Below are 25,477 nucleotides of genomic sequence, written 5' to 3'. Positions count from 1 at the left end.
CAGCCGCACGGCACGTCAAGCCGGCGGGGTGACCCCGGTTCGGAGACGAGTACCTCCAGGGGGTGTCCCGCACGTCGCCCGAGGGGCGCTGGGCGAGATGCCGCCGGACGTAGCCGACGACCTACCGCATGTACTGGTGGACATCGACGCTCGATGCCGAGCGGGACGCTTGGGCGTGCTCGTACCTCACCGACTCGTCGTGCCGAGCGGGCGTCCGTTGGCCGGGCCCTCGCCGTTTCCCGCGAGGTACGCATCCCGGTCCCGTACCCAGGGCGTGAGCTGGAGGACGCCGAATGCCACCTCGACGGCGAAGAAGAGCCACAGCAGCCGCGACACACCATGAGCCAGTGCGTACGCCTGCCACGTCGCGAACAGGGCACGCGCGATGCCGTCGAACAGTCCGTGCTCCGGCAGCGGCCTGACGATCCGCAGAACGGCCCAGACGACCACCACCGATCCCATCAGATTGGCGAACAGGATCTGCCACGGGTCGAGTCCCGGCAGGGCGCCGAGCCCGAGTGCCTTGCCGCTCGAGGACAGCACTTGGTGTACCAGGGCGAAGGTCCACGGAGTGGCGAATCCGGCGGTGACAGTCAGGTCGTACCAGGCGCTCGCGCGGACGACGCGGAGGTAAGTTGGGCGGGAAGGGGTGCGAAGAAAACTCACGGTGAGGCTCCTGCTGGTCTCGTGAACGGGGCGCCTCACGCTAAACAGTGGAGCACGCTCCAAGGTCAAGCGCGATATCCGATGGAGGGGCATGCGCATCGGTGAGCTTGCCGCGCAGGCAGGCATGACCAGGGACACGATCCGGTTCTACGAGAAGGTCGGTCTCGTCACCGGCCGGCGCCTGCCCAACGGGTACCGCGACTTCCCGCCAGAGACGGTGGTCTGGCTCCAGTACGTCCGCACCGCGCAGGCACTCGGATTCTCCCTGGCCGAGATCGCGCGGAACGGCGAGGCGTTGCGGGAGACGCCGGACACCGCGGCAGCACTGTCCACGCTCTTCGAGGAGAAGCTTCGGATCGTCGACACCCGAATCGCCGAACTGACCACCCTGCGGGCCGAACTGGCCACACGCGTCGGCACCGGATGCCCACTGCGGCCGGCCGACCCGCCGGGGCAGGAGCAGGAAGCGTCTCCGCGAAGGGGGCTGTGAGCACGGCCTGAGGTGAGTCGACGAGCGCGTACCCGACCTCGAGGACAGGCTCGTCCGGGAACTGGCCGGGGCGGCGGGGCGGCAGCCGTGGGAGGGGTACCTCGCGCTCGACGACGACGTCGTTCACCTCCGGCAAGACGGGTCAGCACAGCTCCCGGGATCGGCCCGGCGCGTCTGAACCAGGGGCGCCCGGCGGGCCGCGCTGCGCTTCCGCGTCGAGGGGGCGTCCGCGCCTCCATCCGCCGGGCCGCTACCCATTGCTCCGCATGCGGGCGCCGGCCGCCGCGACCCGCCGCAGCGTCCCGGGTCCGGGCTGGTCGATCAGCGTGCGTCCGCGGCCGGTGGCGCAGGCGAGGCACACACCTGGACGCCGGCGGAGGAGACCTGGCACGCGGGTCCCTCCGCGGTGTCCTGTCCACGGGCTGGATTCCGGAACGCCGTTCACACCGGCTGGGGGACGTGGTCGGGTGTGAACCGGACGGCCGTGCCGTACAGGTCGAGCAGTCCTTGGAAAGGCTGGGCGGGCAGGCCGGGCTTCCACAGTTCGACGGCCATCTCCCCGTGGTACAGCAGGGGCCAGCGCACGTAGGTCCGCGGGTCGGCCGGATCGTTGACGGCGTGTGAACGGCGAACGGTGTCGCGGGCGATCTCGACAGTCAGGTCGGTACCGCAGCCGAAGCCGTAGGGGAACCGCTCGCGGTCCGCCTCGACGGTCTCGATCACCGTGTCGTCGCTGGAGACGACGCCGACGTGGGCGTGGACGCCGGCCCGGACGAGAGGCACCTCGCGTTCGCCTTCGGGGTCCGGCACCCAGGTACCTGACGGGTCCTTCGTGACGCGGACGGTGGGACAGGCTTCCAGCAGGGCGCAGATCTCCCAGGTCTCCACCGATGGTTGCATGGGCAGCATGCCGCTGGGGGCCAGGACGCGCAGGCGCTGCCCGTCGGTCAGGCGCGGCTCGACGGCCACGGTCTGTTCGCGCGTCAGATGGCGCTTGTCGACGTCCCAGGAGCCCGAGGCGCTGACGACCAGGCAGTTGAGATCGGGGTCGAAGGCGAACAGCATGCCTTCGCTGAAGCCCCTCATGCCCATGTAGACCTCGTACATGTCGGCCAGCTGGTCGGACACGAAGTCGGACACCTTCAGCGGCGCCGGCAGCAGTCCCAGCTCGCCCATCCGCCGGCCGGCGTGCGCCAGTTGCTCGGGTGCGGCGCTGGCCTGCCACGCCTCGGTGGTGATCGCGTCGCGGACAGTGTCGTAGTCCTCAGCGACCTGCCGGGCACACGCCGCGGTGACCAGCCGATCACGCACGCGGTCGGCGATGTTCACGGTTTCGGTGGGATGGCCGCCCTCCATGGTGCAGAACGTGACCTCGCCCACCTGACCGGGGGCGTCCCCGCGGGACACGAACAGGACTTTGGCCGCGCCGAGCCGGCCCATGGCCGTGCGGGCGGTGGCGACGACCTCTGCGTGGGGCAGGGCGCTGAGCCGTTCGGGCACCTCGACCACGGCGACGACGTGACGGGGGTTGCGGCGCAGGCCGTGCTGCTGGCGCAGCCTCGCACTCAGCGGCGGGAAACCATCGGGGATCCTCTCCCGCAAGGGCTGCGGTCCGTCGGGGATCTGCCCGCACATGAGCATCAGGTCGACGTCGCCGTGGGAGCGGTCGAGGACGGTGTGGCCCTGGGCCTCGAACGAGGCCACCAGGTGGTCCAGGAAGGACCGCAGCGCCCGTTGTCCTGCCGGCATCCCACCGATGACCTGGACCGTGCACGGGCGCCACCAGCCGCAAGCGGTCACATCGGTACGGACGACGGGTACGGCGACCGGGGACATACTCATGGCCTACCTTCCGGGGACGTGGCGGCCGCCTCGAAAGAGGCATTCGTCGGCTGGGTCGCGGCGCGTGCGGACGCGGCGGTGACCGGGTTCGTTGCCGTGGACGTGTGAAGCCGCTTGGGGACGGGCTCAGGACGTCGGTGACCATACCGGGGGCCTGAAGGAACACCCACTTGCCGTCACCCTTTTCGGGATCGACGGGTGATCAGTTGACTCCTGCATGATGTATGTGCACGTCAGCGGCCTGATCGAGTCGCGATCTTCACACTCAGGGGTGAATGGCAGAGGTGCCCTGGGCAGCCGGGCATACCGAATTCAGCCCCCTATGCACTCCGCGTCCATTCCACCCTTCACCCGTACGCCGCAACGCGTGCAGAGACTGTTCGTTCCTGTCCCTATGATCACGGCGTCCCAGCGGCGGAAGCACCCTTCGCGTGTCATCGCCCGCAGGTGCCTTTCGCTGCCCGCATCCCCTTTTTTTCGTGCCCCGGGAGAACTCCGTGATCGTGTCCCCCAGGAAAGCTGACAGGCCTGCCGTGGCGATCGTGGGCCTGTCCTGCCGGCTGCCGGGCGGCATCGACGGACCGCAGGACCTGTGGGAGGCGCTGCAGGAGGGGCGTGACCTGGTGGGAGAGATCCCGCCGGACCGTTTCGACGCCGAACGGTTCGTCGACACCGAGCGGCGCAGGAACGACAGGAGCTACACAGCGGCGGGCGGTTTCCTCCGGGACGTGACCGGTTTCGATCACGGCTACTTCCAGCGGATCTCACCGCGCGAGGCGGCGCGCATGGACCCGCAGCACCGGCTGCTGCTGGAGATGGCGGTGGAGGCCCTGGACGACGCCGGCATCGACCAGATCGCCACCGCGGGCTCTGACACGGCGGTGTTCGTCGGCATGTCGAGTCACGACTACGCCGACCTGCAGTCCACCGGCGGTGATGCGCCCAACGCGTACTCGATGGCCGGGCTGGCGGCCACCAACGCCGCCAACCGCATCTCCCACCTGCTCGACTGGCACGGGCCGAGCATGACGGTGGACACCGCCTGTTCTTCGGCCCTGACCGCGCTGCACCAGGCGTGCGAGACGCTGCGCACGGGCCGCGCGCGCATGGCGCTGGCCGCAGGAGTGAGCGTCCTGCTCAGTCCGTTCGGTTTCACCGGCTTCTCGGCCGCCTCCATGCTGTCGCCGACCGGCCGCTGCCGTGTCTTCTCGTCGGAGGCAGACGGCTACGTGCGCGCGGAAGGCGGTGGCGTGGTGACCCTCAAGCTGCTGTCCGACGCGCTTGCGGACGGCGACCGCATCCATGGAGTGATCCTGGCGAGCGGTGTCAACAGTGACGGCAGCACCACCGGGCTGGCACTTCCCAGCGCCCAGGCACAGGCGGCATTGCTGCAACGGGTCTACGACCAGGCCGGCGTGAGCGCCGACGACGTGTCGTACCTGGAGGCCCACGGTACGGGAACACCGGTGGGCGACCCGATCGAGTGCGACGCCATCGGCCGTGCCCTGGGCACCCGGCGTACGGCCGGGCCGCTGCCGATCGGATCGGTCAAGAGCAACACCGGTCACCTGGAGGCCGCTTCCGGCATGGCCGGACTGGTGAAAGCCCTCCTCGTCCTGCGTCACCGCCGCATCCCGCCGACCCTGCATGCGCAGCCGCTGAACCCTCACATCGACTTCGAGGGCTGGCGGCTCGATCCGTGCACCGAGGCCAGGCCCCTTGCCGGGCGGCGGCCGGTGGTCGGCGTCAACTCCTTCGGCTTCGGGGGCTCCAACGCGCACGTCGTCCTGGCCGCCGCGCCCTCCGTCCCCCTCAGCGACGCGAGTGAGCGCCCTGTGGGTGCGCTGCCGGTAGTGGTCTCGGCCCGCACCCCCGAGGCGCTGGAGGCGGCGGCCGCACGCATGGCCCAGCGGCTGCGGGAAGTGACCCCCGAGGGGTTCTACGACGTAGCGTGGACGGCCGCATGCCGTCGTACGCTGCACCCGCACCGGACCGTGGTGCTGGCCTCCGGCGCCCGGCAGGCGGCCCAAGCGCTGGAGGCAGTAGCCCAGGGGGCGCTGCCCCTGCCCGCCGCCACCGCCACGGAACAGGCGGTGACGGACGGCCGCGTCGTGTTCGCCTTCGGCGGCAACGGCTCCCAGTGGGCGGGCATGGGGGCGGACCTGCTGCGTGAGGAACCCGTGTTCAGGGCAGCGCTCGACCGGGTCGACGACGCGCTGCGGCCCCATCTGGGCTGGTCGGTGCGTGAGGAGATGGAGGCAGCCGACCCCGCGCGCATCGAAGCCACCGAGTTCGCCCAGCCACTGCTGTTCGCCTTCCAGATCGCTCTGGTGGAGCTGTTCGAAGCCCGCGGCATCCGGCCGGCCGCGGTCCTGGGCCACAGCGTCGGCGAGATCGCCGCCGCCCACGTCGCCGGCGCCCTCGACCTGCCCGCCGCCGCCCGGGTGGTGGCCGCACGCAGCCGTGCTCAGGCAGCCACCCGCGGCCGAGGCCGCATGGCCGCAGTCGGCCTGTCGGCGGAGGAGGCGACCAAGGAACTCGCGCCGTACGCCGGCACTGTGGAGATCGCCGCCGTCAACGGCGACCACGACGTCACCATCTGCGGTCCCGAGGAGGACCTCCGCGACCTGGGTACGGACCTGGAGCGGCGTGCCGTCTTCTTCCGCATGCTGGAGCTGGACTACGCCTTCCACAGCCAGGCCATGGACCCCGTACGGGACGGCCTGCTCGAGTGCCTGGAAGGCCTGCGTCCCAACGCCACGATGCTTCCCTTCGTCTCGACCGTCACGGGCACCGTATGCCCGGGCGAGGATCTCGACGCCGCCTACTGGTGGCGCAACGTCCGTGAGCCCGTGCTGTTCGGACCGGCCCTGCACACGCTGCTCGACGACGGCCACGACATCTTCGTCGACCTCGGCCCCCACCCCGTCCTGCGGCCCTACCTGCGCAAGGCGACCAAGGACCTGGAACGGCCGGTGCTGGTCACCGCCACCTGCGCCAGGGCCGTGCCGGGGCCTGCCGCCGTCGACACCGCGGCGGCCCGCGTACTGGCCGCCGGCGCCCAGATCCACGGGAACGCCTTCTTCCCCCGGCCCGGACGCACGAGCGACCTGCCGGCCTATCCCTGGCAGCGCGAGCGGCACTGGCACGGTGACCCCCAGTGGTGGCTGCGCGTCACCGGCGAGACCACCCCCGTCCAGCACCCCCTGCTGGGGGCACGCGTCCCCGTGCAGCAACCCAGCTGGTCCAACCTGCTCGAGCCCACCCGGCTGCCATGGCTGGCCGACCACCGGGTCGCGGGCTCCATCGTCATGCCCGCCGCTGCCTACCTGGAGATGGCCCTTGCCGCGGGCAGGCTCGTCCACGACGCCCCTGTCGAGGCCGACCACCTGCTCATCACCCGTGCCCTCGATCTGCCCTGGGACGACGAGACCGCCGACATGCGCGTCCAGGTGTCCCTCAGCGAGGGCGACCAGGCCCTGACGATCGCCGCGCGCACCGGCGACGACCTGCCCTGGCAGCCGTACGCCCGTGCCCGCGTGCGACGGCTGCTGGCCGCCGCGCCGCCGTCCGTCGACCTCGCCGACCTGCGCTCGCGTCTGCGTACTCGCATGGACGTCACCGAGCACTACGCTCGTGCCCGGCGTGCCGGCCTGGTATACGGACCCGCCTTCCAGGTCCTCACCGATCTGCGGCTGCACGAAGGCGAGGCCCTCGCTTCCTACACTCTGGACGAGTCCGCCGACGGCTACCACGTCCACCCCGCGCTCCTGGACGGTGCGCTCCAGGCAGGTGCCTGCCTGACCAGTGTCGAAGGCGAGTACCTGCCGTTCCTTCCGGTCGCCGTCGAAGCTCTGCGCCTGTGGCACACCCCGCCGCGGAGCGGCCTGATCCACGTACGCCTGCGCGAGAGCAGCCCTCAGGAGACGTGCTGGGACATCACCCTGTCCGACACCGACGGCACGATCTGCCTCCAGCTCACGGGCTGCCGGCTACGCCGCATGGGCAACACCCCGACCGAGCCCGTGCAGCACCTCGTCAACGTGCTGCGCGCCGCTCCGGGGACCGCCGACCCGGCGCTGCCCAGCCCTCTGCCCTCGCCCAGCGACCTCGCACAGGCGTGTCTGCCCCATCGCGACCGTCTGGAGAGGACCTGGCGCGAGGAGGGGCACGAAGCCGGACTGCGGCGACTGCGCGAGTGCTGCTCCCGCCTGATCGCCGACGCGTTCGCCCAGCTGCTGCCGCAGGGGCAGCGCGAGTTCGACACCGATGATCTGGTGGCCGGGGGCATGCGACCCCGCCACATCCGCCTGGCTGAGCTTCTCGCCCATGCCACCCGCGACCTGCTGCACCGGATCCAGCCGGCCGGAGAAGGCCGCCCCGCCCGTTGGCGTCTTCCCGACACCGACGGCCCCGGTTCGCTGGAGCTGTTCCAGCGACTCGTCCACGACTATCCCCAGCACGCGGTCGAGACGTCCCTGTTCGGCCGGTGCTGTCTGCACCTGGCCGACGTCCTGCGAGGCGACCACGATCCACTGGCGCTGCTCTTCGACGAACCCGACCGCCACCTGATCGAGTACTTCTACAGCGACGCCGTCCAGCCCCGGTTCCACAATCAGCTGCTGCTCGCCCTGGTACGCGAACAGGTCCGCGCCTGGCCCGAGGACCGGACGCTGCGCGTCCTGGAGGTCGGTGCCGGTACCGGCAGCAGCACATCCCTGCTCCTGCCCCACCTGCCGCCCGAGCGCACCGCATACACCTTCACCGACCTGTCCGCCGGCTTCTTCCCCGCTGCCAAGGCCCGCTTCGCCGACTTCGACTTCGTCGACTACCGCTGCCTGGACCTGAACCAGGACCCGGCCGAGCAGGGCTTCGCTGCGGGCTCCTTCGACGTGGTGATCGCCACCAACGTCCTGCACGCCACCCGGGACCTGCGCGCGACGCTCGCCCGCATCACCCACCTCCTTGCCGACGGCGGGCAGCTCCTCGCCCACGAGACCCACGAACCCGGGCTCCTGGCCCCCTGCTTCGGCACCCTCGACGGATTCTGGGACTTCACCGACGCCCCGTTGCGACAGGACTCCCCACTGCTGCCGGGAGAGGCATGGGGACCGCTGCTGCGCGCGTGCGGCTTCGACGAGGTCGCCCAGCTGGGGCACGACCACGCCCCGCCGGAACTCGAGTACTCAGTGCTCTGCGCCCGCCGGGCGACACGCACCACCGCTCTCCTCACGCCCCTCACGCCGCCCGCCGCCCCGGACACGCGGTGGCTGCTGGCCGGGGAGAACCCCGACGGCGGCCTGTTGCCCGGCCTCGTCGACGTACTCTCCGAGGCGGGCGCCGATGTCCGCGTCGCCGGCCTGGACCAGGCGCCTCGGCACTGGGCCCAGTCCGGGGAACAGCCCCCGCACACCGTTCTGGTCTTCGACGCCCATCCCGGCGACAGCCCCGCCGAGACGTGCGACCGGGCCGTCGCCCGACTCGGTGTGCTGCGGGGCCTCGCCGAAGCCGGCTCGCGCCTTCCCGCCGCGGGCGAAGCGGACCTGTGGATCGTCACCCGGCCCAGCGGCATCCACCCCGCCCCCGAACGACCGGACGCTCCGCAGGACGCGGCGCTGTGGGGCGCGACCCGCTCCCTGGCGAACGAGATCCCCCAGCTGACCATCCGGCGCATCTCCCTGGAGGCCGGCGCCCGGAGCGCCGACGACGCCCGGCGCCTGGCGGCCGAACTGCTCCAGCCCACCGACGAGGACGAGATCGTCCTGACCCGCGGCGGCCGCTTCGTGCCGCGCACCGTCCCCCGGCCCGCCTCCACCACCGCACCCGACGCCCCCGGCCGGACACCCTTCACGCTGCGCCTGCACGACGCCGGCCTGCGCCCCCGGCTCACCTGGACCCCGGACCGGCCGCAGCAGCCGGCCGCCGACGAGGTCACCATCGCCGTCGCGGCGGCCGCACTCAACTACCGCGACGTCATGCTCGCTGTCGGCCTTCTGCCCCCCGGCGCGGAGGCGCCGTTGCCGGACGGTCCGGCTCTGGGCCTGGAATGCGCCGGCACGGTCACCGCAGTCGGCGCCGACGTCACCCATCTGGCACCGGGCGACCGCGTCTACGCGCTCGCGCCCCGCAGCCTCAGCTCCCATGTGACCGTCGACGCCCGCCTCGTCGGAACCGTCCCCGACGGCATGACGTTCACCGAGGCCGCCACCCTGCCCGTGGTCTACTTCACCGTCCACCACGCTCTCGAGCGCCTCGCGCGTCTCCAGGCGGGCGAGAGTGTCCTTGTCCACGGCGCCGCCGGAGGCATCGGCCTCGCCGCCCTCCAACTCGCCCGGGCCCGCGGCGCCCACGTCATCGCCACCGCCGGCACCCCTGCCAAACGCGACCTGCTGCGCATGCTCGGCGTCCGCCACGTCCTGGACTCCCGCACGCTGGACTTCGCCGAGCACGTCCGCGACCTCACCGGCGGGCAGGGCGTCGACGTCGTCCTCAACTCCCTGGCGGGAGAGGCCATCAGCCGCACCCTGGAACTCCTGAGGCCCGGCGGGCGCTTCCTGGAACTCGGCAAGCGCGACATCTACACCTCCACCCCGCTGGCGCTGCGCCCCTTCAGCAACAACATCGCCTTCTTCGGCGTGGACGCGTACCAGCTCATCTCCGGCCGCCAGCCCCAGGCCGGTACCTGTTTCGACGAAACAGCCCAGCGCATCGCGGACGGGACCTACGGTCCCTTGCTGCACCTGGCCTACCCGGCCACGCGGATCAGCGAGGCCCTGCGCGTCCTGCAACGCTCCCGCCACCTCGGCAAGGTCGTCATCACCTTCGAGGAGCCGCCTCCCCTGGAGCGCATCCATCCGCCCCTGCGGCTCCACCCGCAGGCCACCTACCTGGTCACCGGCGGACTGAGCGGCCTGGGCGCAGCCCTCGCCCACCGTCTCGCCGACCACGGCGCACGCCACCTCGCCCTCCTGGGCCGCCGAGGCTCCGACACCCCCGGTGCCTCGCAGCTGATCCAGACTCTCGCCGAGCGCGGCGTCACCGCCACCGCCCATGCGGCCGACGTCACCCGCGAAGTGGATCTGCGCCGGACGATGGCTGCCGTCGACGCCTCCGGCCACCCCCTGGGCGGGGTGCTCCACGCCGCGATGTCCCTGGACGACGCGCCGCTGGCCGAACTCACCGACGAACGTCTGCGCACCGCGCTGGAGCCCAAGATGCTCGGCGCGGCCACCCTGGACGCGCTCCTGCGCGACCGCGACCTCCACCTGTTCGCGACCTGCTCGTCGGTCACCGCCTGGTTCGGCAACGCCTACCAGGCCAACTACGCCGCCGCAAACGCCTACCTCGAAGCACTCACCCGCACCCGGCGCGCCACGAGTCTGCCCGGCACGACCATCGCCTGGGGCGCTGTCGGCGACACCGGCTACGCCGCACGCCACGGCATCACCGACATGCTCGCCCGCCTCGGCCTGGACAACCTCACTCCTGCCGAGGCCTGTACCGCCCTCACCGACGCAATCGCCCAGGACACCGACGTCACCGCCGCCGCCAGGATCGACTGGGCCCGCATCCGCAGCATGATGCCGGCCGTGCAGAACCCCCGCCTCGCCGGTCTCATCCCCCTGCACACCCCGCAGGACGACGGTCCCGACCAGCTACGCCACCGCCTTGCCACCGCTACCGCCGACGAAGCGCTCACCCTGGCGGCGGACGCCATCACCCAGGTTCTGGCCGAGATCCTGCAGACCGACCCCGACCGCCTCGACCGCGACCGCCGCCTGGACCAGCTCGGCCTGGACTCCCTGATGGCCGTCGAAGCCGTCGTCGCCGCACGCCGCCGCCTGGGCTGCGAACTGCCGACCCTCGAATTCCTCAACGCCCAGGGCATCACCGACCTCGCCCGCCGCGCCCTGATCCGCCTCGGCCACCAGACCCCGACCGTGCCGGCGCCGACCGCGCCCGGTTCAACCGCGTCGGCTCTGCCCGTGCCGGGCCCGGCCAGGCCGGCACTGAGCGCCCACACCCCCTGATCCCACCGACCCGTACACCCGGAGGAGGGAGGCAACGGAGATGCGCGAGCCACCCCGGTACCCCGACCGCTCACACATCAAGGGCTCCCCCTCTCCATGTCACAGGACGCGGACCAACCGTCCCGGACCCTCCGACCGGTCCAGCCGTCCCGAAAGAGCCACATGAGCCGCTACGACCTCGCCGGACGCACCGTCGTCATCACCGGGTCCGCCGGCGGACTCGGCTCCGCCCTCGCCGACGCACTGCACCACCGAGGCGCACGCCTCGCCCTCCTCGGCCGCGACGGGACCGCCCTCGCCGCTCAGGCCGACAGGCTCGGCGGGCCCCGCGCCGCGTGGGCAGCCCGCGCAGACGTGACCGACCTCGTCAGCATCCGCTCCGCGATCGACCGGGCCGCCGACCACTTCGGTCGCATCGACATCGTCGTCGCCAATGCCGGGGTGAACGTCGTCGCCCCGACGGCTACCCTTGATCCCGACGCCTTCGAGCGCGTCATCAACGTCAATCTGACCGGAGTATGGCGAACCTTCAAGGCCGCCCTCCCGCACGTCGAACGTCAGCGGGGCTACTTGCTGGTCATCTCCTCAATGGCGGCCTTCGTGCACTCCCCGCTCCAAGGCCCCTACGCCGCCAGCAAGGCCGGTGTCTGGGCGATGAGCAACAGCATCCGCCTGGAGGTGAGGCATCTCGGCGTCGACGTCGGCACGTGTCATCCGACCTTCCTGAAGACGCCGATGTTGGACGCGATGCACGCGAATCCGGCAGGTCGGCGCCTGTGGAACGGAAACGGACGTGGGCTGTGGCGGATGTGCACGGTCTCCAAGGCCGTGCGCAGCATCGTGTCGGGCATCGAACGCCGTGCGCAGACGATCACTCCGCACCGGCTCCACGCACTTGCCGCGGCAGCCCCCGGCGTGGTCCGCCCGTTCGTCGACCGGGTCGCGTTCACGACCAGGACCATCACCGAGGCCAGCGCCGCGGCCCCACCCAACGGTGGCCCTGCGCTCACACCCTCGACCGCGAGTGGTGACCCTGAGCATTGAATACCGGCCCTGACGCAGCCGCAGACATGGACCGGCCGACCGCGGTGGCAGAAGCGGCGGAAACCCAGGCCGACATGCCGACCGCGCAGCAGACCGGACAGCCAGGCCGCGGACAAGGCCCCATAGCAACGGCCCGAGCCGCCGCTGCCTGCGCCCGACCGCCGCCGGCCGTGCAGGTCGCACCGAGGGACGTCGTGCCGGGCCGCGGGCGGGTTCGAGGCAGCGTCGGTACCGAGACGACTCCGGGTTCGCTATCGAGCCGCCGTGTCGGGCACCGCGAGATCCGACACCTCGCCCTCCCCGCCGAGAAGGGCTTCACAGGCCTCGTCCACGGAGTCGAATATCCGGCAGCTCATGCCGATCCCGGTCAGGTCAAGCACGCGTCGCACCACCTGGGTGGGCGCGGCGAGGGACACGGACCCGTCGACGTTCCGCATGTCGTTGACGGTCCGCACGATGACACGCAGCCCGGAGGAGTCCATGAACGGCACCTCCGCCAGGTCCAGCACCAGGTGACGTCGTCCGTGCACCACCTGACCGGCCAACTGGTGCTGAAGGGCGAGACCGGTGTCAGCGTCGAGTTCTCCGCAGACGGTGATGATCGCGGCGTCGGAGCTGATCACGGCCACCTCGACACCCAGACCTGTTGGTTCGCTCACAAGTACTCCTCAAACGGCTTGAACGGCAGCGGCCCGGCTACCCCGCCCGGCGACGTTCATACGCGCTGACCGCGGGTTTCCGGTGTGAGCGGATCCCGATCCCGGCACGCTTCACCGGTGCGGGCGACGGTGTCGCCGATGGGCTCGTGTCTCGACCCGGCCACCGAGGGCCTGAACCGGCCCGGGAGCCGCCCCAGCCGCCTGGCTGTCCAGCGCGATGGTCGACGATGGACTCATGACAGGGGAAGTGAGCGAGATCGCTCTGAGTAAGCAAGATCTGCGTGAGGTCACCGCGTTCGCCGCAGCGTGCGCGGAAGTGGTGCTCGAGGTGTTCGAGGGCGATCAGCCGGACGACTCGCGGCCTCGAGACGCTGTCGGCGCCGCGTGGGAGTTCGCTCGAGGTGGTGGGCGGGGGAAGGCTCTGCGCGATGGAGCGTGGGCGGCACTCAAGGCGGCCAAGAGCGCGGACACCGCGGCTGCGCGCGAGGCGGCTCGGGCAGCGATGTCTGCGGCAGGCGCCGCCTACCTGCATCCGCTGGCCAAGGCCACCCAGGTCAAGCACATTCTCGGAGCCGGCGCCCATGCGGCCCGAGCGGTTGAACTCGTCGCCGACGACGATCGGAGCGTTGGTGCCGAACACCTTGAGCAGACGCTGCGTCGTGCGACGCCGGTCGTCGTTGATGTGCTCAAACGCTTCCCGACGGCGCCGAGTGGCGGCGGACGGGTCGGTGAGTTGATCCGCATGCTGGACGCCGACCTGCGTTCACTCACCCTCGCTGAGTAACTGTGAGCGTTCAGACGGTGCGGCCCCACCTCCGTCAGCGGTTGACTTCGAGGTGCGTCAGGACAAGCAGGGCGCGCAGGAACGGCTGCTGTCGCGGCGCGTCACCGACGGCGAGCCGGCCTCCTCGAGTGGATGTCCATCAGGTGACCGATCCGCTCGGTGATCGTTTCCACATGAGGGGAATGCCCGGGTGGGTTCACCGGGCTGGGCGTCCGCACCCTGTGGCCTACCGTGGAAGTGTTCGACATGTTGACGGCGTTGACCGGAGCGACCGGTTTCCTGGGCTCCTACCTCCTGCGGGAACTACTGGCCACCGGAGGCGACGTGGTGGCCTTGGTCCGTGATCCCCCGGCCACCGCCGCGAGCCGGGTCCGGCATGCGGCCGAGGCCACAGGGTCGGTCCTTCCCGAGGACTTCGATCAGCGGGTCCGCCTGGTGCGGTACGACTTGCAGGACGCCGCGCTCGGCTTGGACCGTGCCACCTACATGGATCTGGCCGAGTCCGTCGACGCCGTCTGGCACTGTGCCGGGTCCATCGCTCTGACCGGGCCGCAGCACGAGCTGTACCGCACGAACGTGGAGGGCACCCGGCACGTCCTGGAACTGGCCCGAGCCGCTGGGCCCACGACCAGGATGATGCACACCAGCACCGCCTACGTCGCCGGCGCTCGCCTCAACGGAGTGATCCACGAGAGCCTGCTCGACGATTCCGCTGGTTTTCTGACGCCTTATGAGGAGTCGAAGTTTCTGGCCGAGCAGGTGGTGCACGACTGGTCTCGCAGGCACGAGCGCCCCGTCACCATTTTCCGCCCGAGTGTGCTCGTCACGGAGCGCCCGGTGCCTCCTGGCGCCCCACGGCACCCGCTGGCGGAGATCGCGGCGAAGATGTCGCTGCTCCAGGTGGAGGAGAACATCCGCGGCTTGGTCGAACTGACCGGTTGCGACACTCTCCACCTGAAGATTCCAGGGGATCCCCAGGCAGTCCTCAACCTCGTCCAGGTCGAACACGCGGCCGCCGCGATGACGCGGATCAGTGGCCTGGCGCCCGATGACCTGGTGGACACCTTTCACGTCGTGCACCCGCACAACACCCCGGTACGGATGATCACGGACGCCATGCATGCCTGTTGCCCGCGGTTGCAGGTCGACATCGTGCGCCAGGCCGTGTCGGTGGGGGACGCGGAACGGGCCGCCATCGATGTGGGTGCCGGCGCGAGTCTGTACACGACCTTGCGCCGTCGGTACGACCGCACACGCTTCCTGGCAGCAGTGGGCCGGCTCCCCGATCCCGCGCCCATCGACGAGGACTACCTGCTCTCAGCGCTCACCGTCCCCGCGTCAGCGGACGTCGCTGCCGGCCGGGCGCGGAGTCGGTGAGTCCATGTCGTCGGCTGCGGCAGGCGCGATGACGACCGTGTGGTGGGCGTGCCGGACTGTCCGGAGCCGGTGGGTGGCGATGACGACCGCACGCGTCGTGGCGAGGTGCTCCAGAGCACGCATCACTGTCTGTTCACCGGCATCGTCCAGCTGAGACGTCGGCTCGTCGAGCAGGAAGAGGGTGGCGTCGCTGAGCAGGGCGCGGGCCAGCACCAGGCGTTGGCGCTGGCCGCCGGAGAGATCCCGCCCTCGGCCCAGGCTCGTCCCGAGAGTCCGGGGAAGTCGCTCGACGACCTCCCGCAATCCCACGGTTTCCAGAGCCTCCCACAGCTCGGTGTCACGGATCTGCCGGGTCCGACCCATCCGCAGGTTCTCCCGGATCGTGCCTTCCAGCACGCAGGCGTGCTGGTCGACATAGGCGATGTGGCGACGCAGATCGGGAAGCCGCCAGGTACCGATGTCGTGTCCCAGAATCTCGATCCGGCCCCGGTCGGCCTGCACGAGGCGACTGACCAGTGCGAACACCGTGGACTTCCCGGCTCCGGATCGTCCTACGAGCGCGGTCAGGCCGGTGGCGGGGACCGTGAAGGACACGTTGAGCAGCGTGGGGGCCGCCCCTGAGTAGGCGAACGTGACACCTCGGAAGCTCACGGCCTCACGGCACCTCCCGTGTGGCCGGCGGACGGAGCCCTGCGGCGGTCCGCAGGGCTCGGTCGGGACCGTGAGCAGGCGGTCGAGGCGTGCCCGCGCGGCCCGGCCTGTGCGGAGGTGTCCGATGCCGACCACGACGACGGTGACCGGAGAGGTGAGATACAGCAGCAGGAAGAAGAACGCGCTGAAGGCGGCCGGCGACAGTCCGCCGGCGGTGATCCGCTGGGCCGCGGCGACGGTGACGGCCATCACGGCCACTTGCTGCCCCAGCCCCACCAGCGGGCCCAACATCGACTGGAGGCGGCCGGCGGTGGTGGATACGGCGCTCAGGTGGGCTGCGGTGCGCCCGAGCCGTGCGACCGCGATGGCCTCGTGACGGTACGCCTTGATGGGCGCGAGGGCGGTCAAGTAGGCGAACAGTTGCTGTCCGAGGTCCGCCAGCGCGGTCTGCTGGGCGTCGGCCGCACGTCTGGTCCGCGTGAGCGCGCTGATCAGCGGCACCCCCACGACGGCGAACGCGCCCACCGTGAGCAAGGTCAGGGAAGGGTCCAGACAGGCCATGGTCGTGAGGGTGGCGGCCGTACCGAGCCCGGCCACCGGGAGGTGGATCAGAGCGGCCTCCGCCCAGAGACGCACGAGTGAGGCGTCGGACGTGACGCGGGCGGTGACGTCACCGACTCCGTGTGTCCGGACAGCGGACAGCGGCAGCCGCATCACGTGCTCCATGACATGACGGCGTAGACGAAGCACCAGATTCTCACCGGCCCGGGCGAGCAGCCGGCCGCTTCCCATCTGGCTGCCCGCCGCGCCGAGGGCCAACGCGCTGAGCCACAGCACCGGGCCGGTGATCGGCTCATGACGGGTGAGGGCGAGTGTCACGTCCTTGACGGCCCAGGGCAGGGCCAGTCCCGCTCCCGTGGAACAGCAGGCCGAGGCCGCGGCGACGAGCAGCAGCGCACGGCTTCCGCGCGACAGTTCGGCCAGGCGCAGAGGTGCCCGCGCCGCGGATGCGGCAGCGGGTCGGGGCTCCGGCGTCGCCGTCGGGGCGCTGCGCAACCTCCGGCGGCCTCCGCCTGCGGTTTCCCGGTCCTCCCCGGTGCTGCGGGCACCGGCTTCCTCGCCGGAGCACGGTCCCCGCCCCCCTGCCGGGTACACGCCCACCCCTGCCATCAGGGCTCCCGCCCGAGGGAGATCATTTCGGTGACCTCTTCGGCGCGTGCTCGTTCCTCGCTGGCGAACCGTTCGGTGTCGAGTTGCTCGGCGACTTCCTCGTCCTGCCGCATGAGCCGGTCGAGGCTGGTGCCCTGGGACCTCCAGTCGCACAGCTCCGTGAAGGCGTCCTGCACCTCGGGACTCCACAGGCCGATGTCTTGGACGCAGGGTGCGATCCGTGAGAACAGGGTGCGCCGGAACAGCCTCAGGTAGCTGCTTCCCTCGACGATCCCCGTGGCTGTCGCAACGGGGACACCGAAGTTCTCCAGTACCTCCGTACCGCGCAGCCGGTTGCGCATCAGATGGCAGCCCTCGATCACGAACTCCTCGCGGTCGGCCAGTTCGCTCGCGCTCAGCTGACGGTAGTAGTCCCGCAACGCCATCCTGCCGAAGGCCACATGCCGTGTCTCGTCCTGCATCACGTATGCCAGCAACTGACGTGGCAGGGGCTTGCTGGTGGTGTCCCGCAGCAGCCCGAAGGCGGCCAGGGCCAGTCCTTCGATCAGCACCTGCATCCCCAGGTACGGCATGTCCCAACGGGAGTCCGTCAGCGTGTTGTCCAGCAGGCAGCGCAGGCTGTTGTTGATCGGGTAGTGCATGGCGAGCTTCTCGGACAGGAAACGGGAGAAGATCTCCACGTGCCGGGCCTCGTCCATGGTCTGCGTGGCGGCGTAGAACTTCGCGTCGAGGTCGGGGGCGCACTGCACGATGCGGGACGAGCAGATCATGGCGCCCTGTTCCCCGTGCAGGAACTGGCTGAACTGCCATGCGGCGTAATGCGCCCGCAGTTCGCTGCGATCGGCCGGGCTGAGCCGTTCCCAGTAGGAGGTGCCGTGCAGCGGCAGCACCTCGTCCGGTGTACCGAGCGGATCGGCCGGGTCGACCTCCTGACTCCATTCGATCCGGCGCATGGCATCCCACTGGCGGTCCTTACCACGCTGATAGAGCGCCAGCAGTCGCTCCCTTCCGCCGTCGTACTCCCAGGTGAAACTGGCGGTTCCGTTGGCGGGCACCGCCCACCCGCCGGCTTCGCTTGCGCACCGGGACGCGGGTGTGGGCATGGTCCTTCTCCTTGTGACGGGTGGGAGCGGCGGGCTGCCGGCTGTGGCCCCGCCGAGGTCGTCGAGGCATCCGGCCTGGCAGTCCGCAGCGGGAGCGGGAGCCGCCAGGGCCACCGCTCCCGGTCTGCAGGGAACGGACGGTTGTCAGGACCGGCCGGCAACCAGCGGGCGAATCCGGCGCCCCAGATCGTCGAGACTGCTCGCTGCCAGGAATTCGAGGGCAGGCACGTCGCAGCCCATCCTCCGGTTGACGCTCAGGGAGAGCTCCACCACCATCAGCGAGTCCAGCCCCAGTCGGTCCAGTTTGCAGGTGCGGTCGATGCGCTCGGGGTCGGTCTGCAGTACCTCGGCGATGAGTCCGGCCAGTTCGTCACAGACCACGTGCGCCGCCGCCTCGTCCGACAGACCGGCGAGGCGGGAGCGTAGCTTCTCGGACCGGCTGACGCTCTTCTGACCGGTGCGCGACCGCCAGGTCGAGAAGGCCGCCCGGTTGAGTCCGGGAAGGAGCTGCCCCACTCTTTCCCAGTCCACGCGGCCGAACACGCCGACCTCGCGTCCGTCGGCCAGCGCGACCTCGAACGCTCGCCAGATCTCGGCCGGCTTGACTGAGCCCAGGCCCATGTGGTGGAGCGTCTGCTCGATGCCGGCGCGCACGACGACGCCTGTTTCGCCGACGCCGCCCAGCGCCAGCGCGTTGCCCGGCCGGCCGTGGGCGCGGCGCCGGCGGATCAACGCCTCCAGGTAGGCGTTGGCAGCCACGTAGGAACTCTGCCGAAGGTTGCCCGCGAGGGCCGTCAGCGACGAGCAGACCAGGAAGAAGTCGAGTTCCCGGTCCTGAGTGAGTTCGGACAGTACGGCGGCACCACGCACCTTCGGGTGCAGCACGGCCTCGATGCGTTCGGCCGTCAGCTCCGCCAAGGGAGCGTCGTCCAGCACCATCGCGGCGTGGACGACACCCCGCACCGGATGTCCGGCCTTTTCGGCGTCCGCGAACACCTGGCCCATGGCCTGCCGGTCCCCGGCATCGGCGGCGACAGCGGTGACCTGTACCCCCATGTCCTCCAGTCGAGCCACCAGGCCCGGCGCCTCGGGCGAGGCGAGTCCTCGACGACCGATGAGCACGAGGTGGCGTGCTCCGCGCCGGGCCAGCAGCTCCGCCAGGGCTCCTCCCAGCCCGCCGAGTCCGCCGGTGACCAGATAGCTGCCCGTGGACGCCAACGTCGCGGGCGGAACGTGCTGCTCGACCGACACCGGCCCACCCAGCTCGATGACGATCTTGCCCAGGTGTCTGGAGTGACGCAGTGAACGGAACGCCTCGGTGATCCTGTCCGCCGAGTAGACCTGGTGCGGCAGAGGCCGGTACCGGCCGTCGGCGACACGGCGGCACAGCTCGGTGAACTCCTCGGCGGCGATGTCGGGCAGCTGGACGGGCAAGGTCGCCACGTCGACACCGAAGTAGGCGATGTTCCGCCGGAACGCGCCCAGCAGCACGGGTGTGTTGGCGTAGAAGTCGCGTTTGCCCAGCTCCACGAAGCGACCGCCGGGCCGCAGGCACTCCAGTCCGCGAGAGATGGCCTCGCCGCTCAGTGAGTTCAGCACCACATCGACGCCCTGGCCGTCGGTCAGCTGCTTGACGGCCTCGGCGAACCGCAGATCGCGGGAGTTCAGTACGTGCTCCACGCCGAGCATGTGCAGGAGGGCACGTTTGGCCGGGGTGCCGGCCGTGGCCACGACATCGGCTCCCACCGACCGGGCGTACTGCAGGGCCGCCAGGCCGACGCCCCCGGCCGCGCCGTGGACGAGTACCCGCTCACCGGCACGGAGGCGGGCCTGCCGTTCGAGACTGTACTGAGCGGTCAGGAAGACGGCGGACAAGGTGGCCGCCTGGGCGAAGGTCATTCCTGGCGGCATGTGACCGAGCTGCTCGGCTCGGGCGGCGACGTGCGAGGAGAACCAGCCGATTCCCGAGCCGAAGACCCGGTCACCCGGCTGGAAGCCGATCACGCCGGCTCCGACCGCCACCACCTCGCCCGCGCCCTCCAGCCCCAGGGCGGGGCCTGCCGTGTCCGGCACCGGCTGATCGTCCGGGATCAGCCCGGTGGCCAGCATGACGTCACGGTAGTTGAGGGCGGCGGCGCGGACCGCGACCAGGACTTCTCCCGGCGCGGGAGCGCTCGTCTCCTGTGGCTCCCACACCAGCCGGTGCGTCATGCCAGGGTCCCGCAGGCTGAGCCGGTATCCCTCGGACTGACGGCGGGAGTGCGGTGCCGGTGTGGTCAGCCGGGGAACGAAGCGACCGGCTGCGGTGAGAACGACCTCCCGTTCGTCACCCGGCTGCCGCAGTTCCCCGATCAGCCGATCGACGTCTCGGTCCGCCTCCGGCGATCGTTCCAAGGAGATCATGCGGACGTCGAGGTGCGGGTACTCAGTGGCGATCGTCCGGCCCAGCGCCCACAGGGCCGCGGCCTCGGGCATCTGAGGACGCTCAGGCGCCGGGAAGAGCCCGGTCGGCGGCAGAACCAGCCAGAGTGCGGCGTGGTGACGGCCCAGTCGGCCGACCAGGTCGCGCAGGTGCTCGACGCTTCTGGTGATGGTCGTGACCGGTTCCGCCGTCAGGCCGGGTGAGTCGACCAGTACGACGATCCCCGCAGGGGAGTCGGGACCGGCCGGCAAGGCGTCGTCCAGGCCCCGGCCGTCGAGCGGAAGCGGCCGCGGCGCGCCGAGCGCGGCGGCGAGTGGGGCGGCGAGTTCGTGTCCCGCCTCGGCGGCCACCGCCCAGACGCCTGCCACAGCGGGCCGGGCGACGGACCGGGCCTCCTTGGCTGCGGGAGCGCGCCGGGCGAGGATGACCGAGTGACTCCTGCGCTCCGGGTCCGGTGCTTCACCGGTACAGGCCACGGCGTCGAATCCACGTTCCGTGAGCAACGCCTTCCACTGGTCCCGCGCGAGCAGGGGTGACTCCGGTCGCAGATCGGTGTCGGTGTGGCTCCAGTGGTCGTCCAGCGCTCCGAAGCAGGTGGAGGCCCAGACGTGGTCGTGGCTCTCCAGTGCCAGCAACATGCCGCCGTCGGCCAGCAGTTCGGCGAGTCGGGTCACTGAGGAGGCCAGGTCCTTCGCCGTGTGGAGCGCGTCGCCGGCGACCACCACGTCATAGTGGCCGGGCCGGTAGCCCTGCTCCGTCGGATCCTGGTCCAGGTCCAGCGTGCCGTACTCGACGAAGTCGTACCCGGAGAACCGCTGCCTGGCCCCGGCCATGAAGGCCGCCGACCGGTCGGTGAAGGTGTACACGGTGCGTTCGGGCGGCAGCACGGGAAGAAGCGCGCCGGTCAGGCCGCCGGTCCCGGCCCCCACTTCCAGGATGCGCAACGGCCGGCCGGGCGCCCAGTGCCTGACCGTCGCGGCCAGCAGTTCCGCCGCGTAGGCGTGGTGCAGCCGCAGGTGAGGGGCGTTGCTGTAGAGCTGGGAGATCACGTGCTGGTCGGCCTCGCCGAAGAGGATCTCCCGGATATCGGCCTCGCCTCGCAGGATCGCGGGCAGCTGCATGCCGCACCGCAGTCCCGGGAGGGTCAGCGTCAGGGCCTCGGGCCGTTCGGCGAGCAGTGCGCGGATCTGTTCCCGCGGGTCCGGGACGGCGGTCGGTGCGGTCAGCCGCCATCGGCCGGTTCCCGGGAGGGGCTCGGCCAGCCCCGCCCGGCACATCACTCCGGCAAGGTGCCGCAGGTAGGGGCCGTGTCCGGGTGCGTGGAGAGCTGCGCACAGCTCATCGGTCCCGAATTCGGTCACCCCGGGGACGAGAGCGTCGATGGCCTGCCGGGTCCATGTGGCGATGATCGCCACGGTGCGGGCGGCGACCTCGTCATAGTGGTCGTCGATCCGGTTGCGCCGCTGCTCGCGGGCCGTGGCGGTCTCCGCCATCAGATCGGCGGGAGGGGGCAGCTGGACCGGTGCTGCCGCACCGCACGGGGCGGCCCGCAGGACCAGCTCGTGCAGGGTGGCGGGCTCCGTCGTGCGGTGGTCGAACCGTCGCAGTCGGCAGCCGTGCAGTTCCATGCTGACGCGGCCGTCGTGGTCCATCACGCGCACGTCCCAGATCGCCTCCCGGGAGTTCGCACGGACCAGCCGCACGTGCAGGTAGCCCTCGGGCGCCGGGGCGTGCCATCGCCGCACCTCCGCCAGCTGGACGGGCAGGAAGAGCCCGTCACCGGCCACCTCGGCGAGCAGCGGTGCGCCCGCCTGGAGTGCCCCGTCGGTCACCACGGGGTGGGCGAGATAGCCGTCCACGGTCTGATCGGTGCGGTAGGACGCCAGCAGCTCGCCTTCGCCGAGCCGGAACTCGGTGAGCACTTGGAAGGCCGGGCCGTGCGTGATGCCGTTGTCGACCAGTGCCCGGTAGTGCGTGTCGGCGGGCCAGGGCGATGCGCGCAGACGAGCCCGCAGTGCGTTCAGGTCCGTGTCGGCCGGAGCCGGGCGCAGCAGTCGGCGGACCCGGCCCTGGGCGTGTGGTTGCCAGGGGGCGTCGTCCGCCGTACGGCTGGCGATGCTCACCGCTCCGGTCTGCGGATCGACACCGGTCTGCAGCAGCAGGTCGTCCGTGCTGTCGTCGCCGGGCAGGACACAGGCGCTGGTGACGGACAGCTCGGTGACTTCCAGCGTGGAGGTGTCGAGGACTTGCCGGCCTGCCGCGAGCGCGGCCTCCAGGAATCCGGTCGCGGGGAGCACCGCGGTCCGGCCCACCCGGTGGTGCGGCAGCCACGGCGCACGGACGGTGCTCAGTACTCCGTGCCAGGCGGGCTGGGCGGTGAGGGCCCGCTGCCCGAGCAGCGGATGGATCGTCACGCCGTCGGTGCTCATGCCCGACCAGCAGCCGGGATCGGCGGCCCACAGCCGTTCTCGCTGCCAGGGGTAGGCGGGCAGGGCGACCGGTGGCGTGGGGTCGGGGAAGTACGCCTGGGTGTCGACGTCGGCCCCGGCGGCCAGCAGATGGGCGACCGCCGTGGTGATGACGGCCGGTCCGTCGGCCCGCCGGGCACCAGTTCGTACCACCTCCGCCGGCGACCGGTCGCCGTGGAGCAGACGGCGCAGGTAGGGGCTGAGGACGGAGTGCGGGCCGATCTCGACGAAGACGTCGAACTCTTCGGCCGCCAGCGCCTCCACGGCCGGGGCGAACTGCACGGGTGCGCGCACGTTGCGCCACCAGTAGCCGGCGTCCAGTGGCTCGTCGCCCAGCACGCCGCCGGCCACCGTGGAAGCGAACACCAGCTTCGGCTCGGTGGGTTCAAGGCCCCGCAGATCGTTGAGGAGGGAGTCTCTGACGCACTCCATGGCCGCGCTGTGGAAGGCGTAGTCCAGGTCGAGTTCACGCGCGAAGATCCCGCGGTCCTGCAGTGCTTCACAGAGGGAGGCCACGTCCTCGGCCGGTCCGGCGACCGTGGTGTCGGTACGGCTGTTGACACCGGCGAGTTCCAGACGGTGTCCGCAAGCGGCGATCTCGGCCGCCAGCTCCTCCTCGGAGAGCCCCACGGCCGCCATCCGCCCGGCGCCGGCCGACAGCGCCTGGGCCCGGCTGCGCGCGGCCACCACCTGGGCAGCCGCCGCCAGATCGAGAGCTCCGGCCGTATGGGCCGCGGCGATCTCACCGACGCTGTGCCCGACCACCGCTTCCGGACGCACACCATGGATGCGGAGCAGTTCCACGACACCGAGCTGGTAGGCGAACAGCAGCGGCTGCGCCAGCTCCGTGGACTTGAGCCGTTCGGGGTCACCCGCGCCCATCGCCTCAGTGACCGACCAGCCGAGGAGCGGTTCCAGCGCCCGGTCCACGGACTGGACCGCCCGGAGGAACACGGGCTCCGTACGCAGGAGTTCGGCCCCCATGCCGGGCCACTGCGATCCGTTGCCGGAGAAGGCGAACACCACCCGGCCGTGGGCGACCTTCCGGGCGGTCGCCGATCCGGGCGCCGGGCGGTCGCCCTGCGCCGCCGCGAGCAGAGCGCTCGCCGCTTCTGAGGCCGTCGCGGCCAGCACCACCGTGCGGTGGTCGTGCCGGGCCCGGCGGCGTGACGTGGTGTACGCGATGTCGTGGAACGTGCTCGCATCGGCGTGCTGCAGCCTCTCGGCGAGCCGTCCGCAGGCTTCGGCGAGCGCGGCGGGTCCACGGGCGGAGACCATGACGGGCACGGGACGCGCCGGTGGCTGCGACGGCTGCCTCTGCGGGGCGCGCCCCAGCATGACATGTGCGTTGGCGCCGCCGAAGCCGAACGAGTTCACCCCGATCACCGCGTCGGCGGTCACCTCGACCTTCTGCGACCGCACTGTGGGGCTGAGGTTCAGTCGCTGGAAGTCGATCCGCGGATTGAGCGGCTCCGCGTGGAGCGTGGGCGGCACCGTGCCGTGCCGCAGCACCAGGATGGCCTTGAGCAGACCGGGTACGCCTGAGGCCGGTTCCATGTGCCCGAGGTTGGTCTTCACCGAACCCATCGGCAGCGGGCCGACGGTACGCCGGGCGCCCAGTGCCCGGCCGATGGCCTCACATTCGATCGGGTCGCCGATGGGCGTTCCCGTCCCGTGTGCCTCCAGGTAGACCAGACGATCCGGATGCACGGACGCCTCGTCGTACGTCTGCCGCAGCAATGCTTCCTGGGCCCGCGCACTGGGCACGGCGATCCCCGGGGTACGGCCGTCGTTGTTGGCCCCACTGCCCAGGATCACGGCGTGGACCCGGTCACCGTCCGCCAGCGCGTCCTCCAGCCGCTTCAGCAGCAGCAGGCCGCCTCCCTCCGAGCGCACATAGCCGTCGGCGTCCGCCGAGAAGGCACGGCAGCGGCCGGTCGGTGACAGCATCGAGGCGTTGGAGAACCCGGCGAAGACACCTGGGTCCAGGAGGACGTTGACGCCACCGGCCAGTGCCAGCGATGCCCGGCCGGCACACAGATGCTCGTAGGCACGGTGCACGGCGGTCAGAGCGGAGGAGCAGGCGGTATCGAGCGCGAAGCTCTCGCCGTGCCAGTCCAGCAGGTGGGAAACGCGATTGGCGGTGTTGGCGAGCGCGCTCCCCGTCATCGAGTAGGCGTCGCCCGTTGCTGCCTTGGTCTTGGCCAGTCGGCCGAAGTCATGACCGGAGCAGCCGACGAAGACGGCGCCGTCGGACCCGGCGCAGTGCTCCGGGTCGACGCCCGCGTCGTCCAGTGCCTCGACCGCCAGCTCCAGCAGCATCCGCTGCTGCGGGTCCATGTGCAGCACCTCGCGCGGCGAGATACCGCGGAAGAATTCGCAGTCGAACCCATGGATGTCCGGAAGGAAGCCACCCGCGAACGTGTAGCTGCGGCCCGCTCGGCGCCGGCCCCCGTCCAGGAAGTCCGCCGCCACGAACCGGTCCGCCGGTGCTTCGCCTACCAGGTCCTCGCACTTCGTCAGAGCCGTCCACAGACCGTCGAGACCGCTGATGCCTCCCGGCAGCCGGCACGCGGTGCCGATGATGGCGACGGCTTGAGGCGTTGCGGTCACGACGTTCTCCTCTGGGCATTCCGGCGCGGTCCACGACAGTCTCCGGCTCCGCACCGACCCGGCCCGACCTGCTTCACTCGCACGGCCCTACAAGTGATCAATCCGTGTGAACCCCGCCCTCTCCGTCCGCTGCCGGATCGCACTGCGCTCCGGAGGGC

The 25,477-nt window shown here is 71.1% G+C and carries 11 protein-coding genes and 1 pseudogene; 5 read left to right on the top strand and 7 right to left on the bottom strand.

The genetic code is table 11. The features are described 5' to 3' along the window. Window positions 1-28: 28 nt before the first annotated feature. Together ACZ6CZ_RS31260 and ACZ6CZ_RS31255 are read right to left on the bottom strand one after the other, a co-directional pair. A pseudogene (locus ACZ6CZ_RS31260) lies at window positions 29-121 on the bottom strand (DUF3140 domain-containing protein); the annotation flags it as partial. Between the two features lie 65 nt (window positions 122-186). After that, window positions 187-666 carry a hypothetical protein gene (locus ACZ6CZ_RS31255; protein ID WP_469027862.1) on the bottom strand — a complete coding sequence of 160 codons (480 nt, stop codon included), beginning with the start codon at window positions 664-666 and terminating at the stop codon, window positions 187-189. 91 nt (window positions 667-757) lie between these two features. Between ACZ6CZ_RS31255 and ACZ6CZ_RS31250 the strand changes: the two genes are divergently transcribed. Continuing rightward, window positions 758-1,156 (top strand): MerR family transcriptional regulator, encoded by a 399-nt coding sequence (locus tag ACZ6CZ_RS31250; protein WP_469027860.1) that lies wholly within the window; start codon window positions 758-760, stop codon window positions 1,154-1,156. 441 nt (window positions 1,157-1,597) lie between these two features. On the opposite strand, the gene ACZ6CZ_RS31245 is transcribed toward ACZ6CZ_RS31250, so the two are convergent. Beyond that, window positions 1,598-2,998 carry a hypothetical protein gene (locus ACZ6CZ_RS31245; protein ID WP_469027858.1) on the bottom strand — a complete coding sequence of 467 codons (1,401 nt, stop codon included), beginning with the start codon at window positions 2,996-2,998 and terminating at the stop codon, window positions 1,598-1,600. Between the two features lie 497 nt (window positions 2,999-3,495). Here ACZ6CZ_RS31245 and ACZ6CZ_RS31240 point away from each other — a divergent pair, with 497 nt between their 5' ends. Continuing rightward, window positions 3,496-11,028 carry an SDR family NAD(P)-dependent oxidoreductase gene (locus ACZ6CZ_RS31240; RefSeq protein WP_469027855.1) on the top strand — a complete coding sequence of 2,511 codons (7,533 nt, stop codon included), beginning with the start codon at window positions 3,496-3,498 and terminating at the stop codon, window positions 11,026-11,028. Between the two features lie 162 nt (window positions 11,029-11,190). Beyond that, window positions 11,191-12,072 (top strand): SDR family NAD(P)-dependent oxidoreductase, encoded by an 882-nt coding sequence (locus ACZ6CZ_RS31235; RefSeq protein WP_469027853.1) that lies wholly within the window; start codon window positions 11,191-11,193, stop codon window positions 12,070-12,072. A gap of 251 nt (window positions 12,073-12,323) precedes the next feature. Here the strand turns inward: ACZ6CZ_RS31235 and ACZ6CZ_RS31230 are convergent, their stop codons facing one another. Further along, window positions 12,324-12,731 (bottom strand): STAS domain-containing protein, encoded by a 408-nt coding sequence (locus ACZ6CZ_RS31230; RefSeq protein WP_469027851.1) that lies wholly within the window; start codon window positions 12,729-12,731, stop codon window positions 12,324-12,326. Between the two features lie 235 nt (window positions 12,732-12,966). On the opposite strand from ACZ6CZ_RS31230, the gene ACZ6CZ_RS31225 reads away from it, so the two are divergent. Continuing rightward, window positions 12,967-13,515 (top strand): putative immunity protein, encoded by a 549-nt coding sequence (locus tag ACZ6CZ_RS31225; RefSeq protein ID WP_469027849.1) that lies wholly within the window; start codon window positions 12,967-12,969, stop codon window positions 13,513-13,515. 231 nt (window positions 13,516-13,746) lie between these two features. Next, window positions 13,747-14,892, top strand: a complete 1,146-nt coding sequence (locus tag ACZ6CZ_RS31220) for an SDR family oxidoreductase (RefSeq protein ID WP_469027846.1) — start codon at window positions 13,747-13,749, stop codon at window positions 14,890-14,892. On the opposite strand, the gene ACZ6CZ_RS31215 is transcribed toward ACZ6CZ_RS31220, so the two are convergent. The 3 genes from ACZ6CZ_RS31215 to ACZ6CZ_RS31205 form a co-directional block, all read right to left on the bottom strand. Continuing rightward, on the bottom strand, window positions 14,854-16,599 hold the full coding sequence (locus ACZ6CZ_RS31215; RefSeq protein ID WP_469027843.1) for an ABC transporter ATP-binding protein: 1,746 nt from the start codon (window positions 16,597-16,599) through the stop codon (window positions 14,854-14,856). The genes ACZ6CZ_RS31220 and ACZ6CZ_RS31215 overlap by 39 nt on opposite strands. A 113-nt stretch (window positions 16,600-16,712) precedes the next feature. Continuing rightward, window positions 16,713-17,816: a ferritin-like domain-containing protein gene (locus ACZ6CZ_RS31210; RefSeq protein WP_469027841.1), complete on the bottom strand. Its 1,104-nt coding sequence runs from the start codon at window positions 17,814-17,816 to the stop codon at window positions 16,713-16,715. Window positions 17,817-17,960: 144 nt separating this feature from the next. Beyond that, entirely contained in the window at window positions 17,961-25,319 is a 7,359-nt protein-coding gene (locus ACZ6CZ_RS31205) for an SDR family NAD(P)-dependent oxidoreductase (RefSeq protein WP_469027838.1), read from the bottom strand. Between the last annotated feature and the right edge of the window lie 158 nt (window positions 25,320-25,477).

Source organism: Streptomyces sp. NPDC041135 (assembly GCF_055592085.1).
This window is presented reverse-complemented; position numbering and strand designations above follow the sequence as displayed.

What these genes read in the sequence shown, in the direction of transcription:
- ACZ6CZ_RS31235 (WP_469027853.1), top strand. Translation starts at nt 11,191, where the DNA reads ATGAGCCGCTACGACCTCGCCGGACGCACCGTCGTCATCACCGGGTCC.
- ACZ6CZ_RS31250 (WP_469027860.1), top strand. Translation starts at nt 758, where the DNA reads ATGCGCATCGGTGAGCTTGCCGCGCAGGCAGGCATGACCAGGGACACG.
- ACZ6CZ_RS31245 (WP_469027858.1), bottom strand. Translation starts at nt 2,998, where the DNA reads ATGAGTATGTCCCCGGTCGCCGTACCCGTCGTCCGTACCGATGTGACC.
- ACZ6CZ_RS31210 (WP_469027841.1), bottom strand. Translation starts at nt 17,816, where the DNA reads ATGCCCACACCCGCGTCCCGGTGCGCAAGCGAAGCCGGCGGGTGGGCG.
- ACZ6CZ_RS31225 (WP_469027849.1), top strand. Translation starts at nt 12,967, where the DNA reads ATGACAGGGGAAGTGAGCGAGATCGCTCTGAGTAAGCAAGATCTGCGT.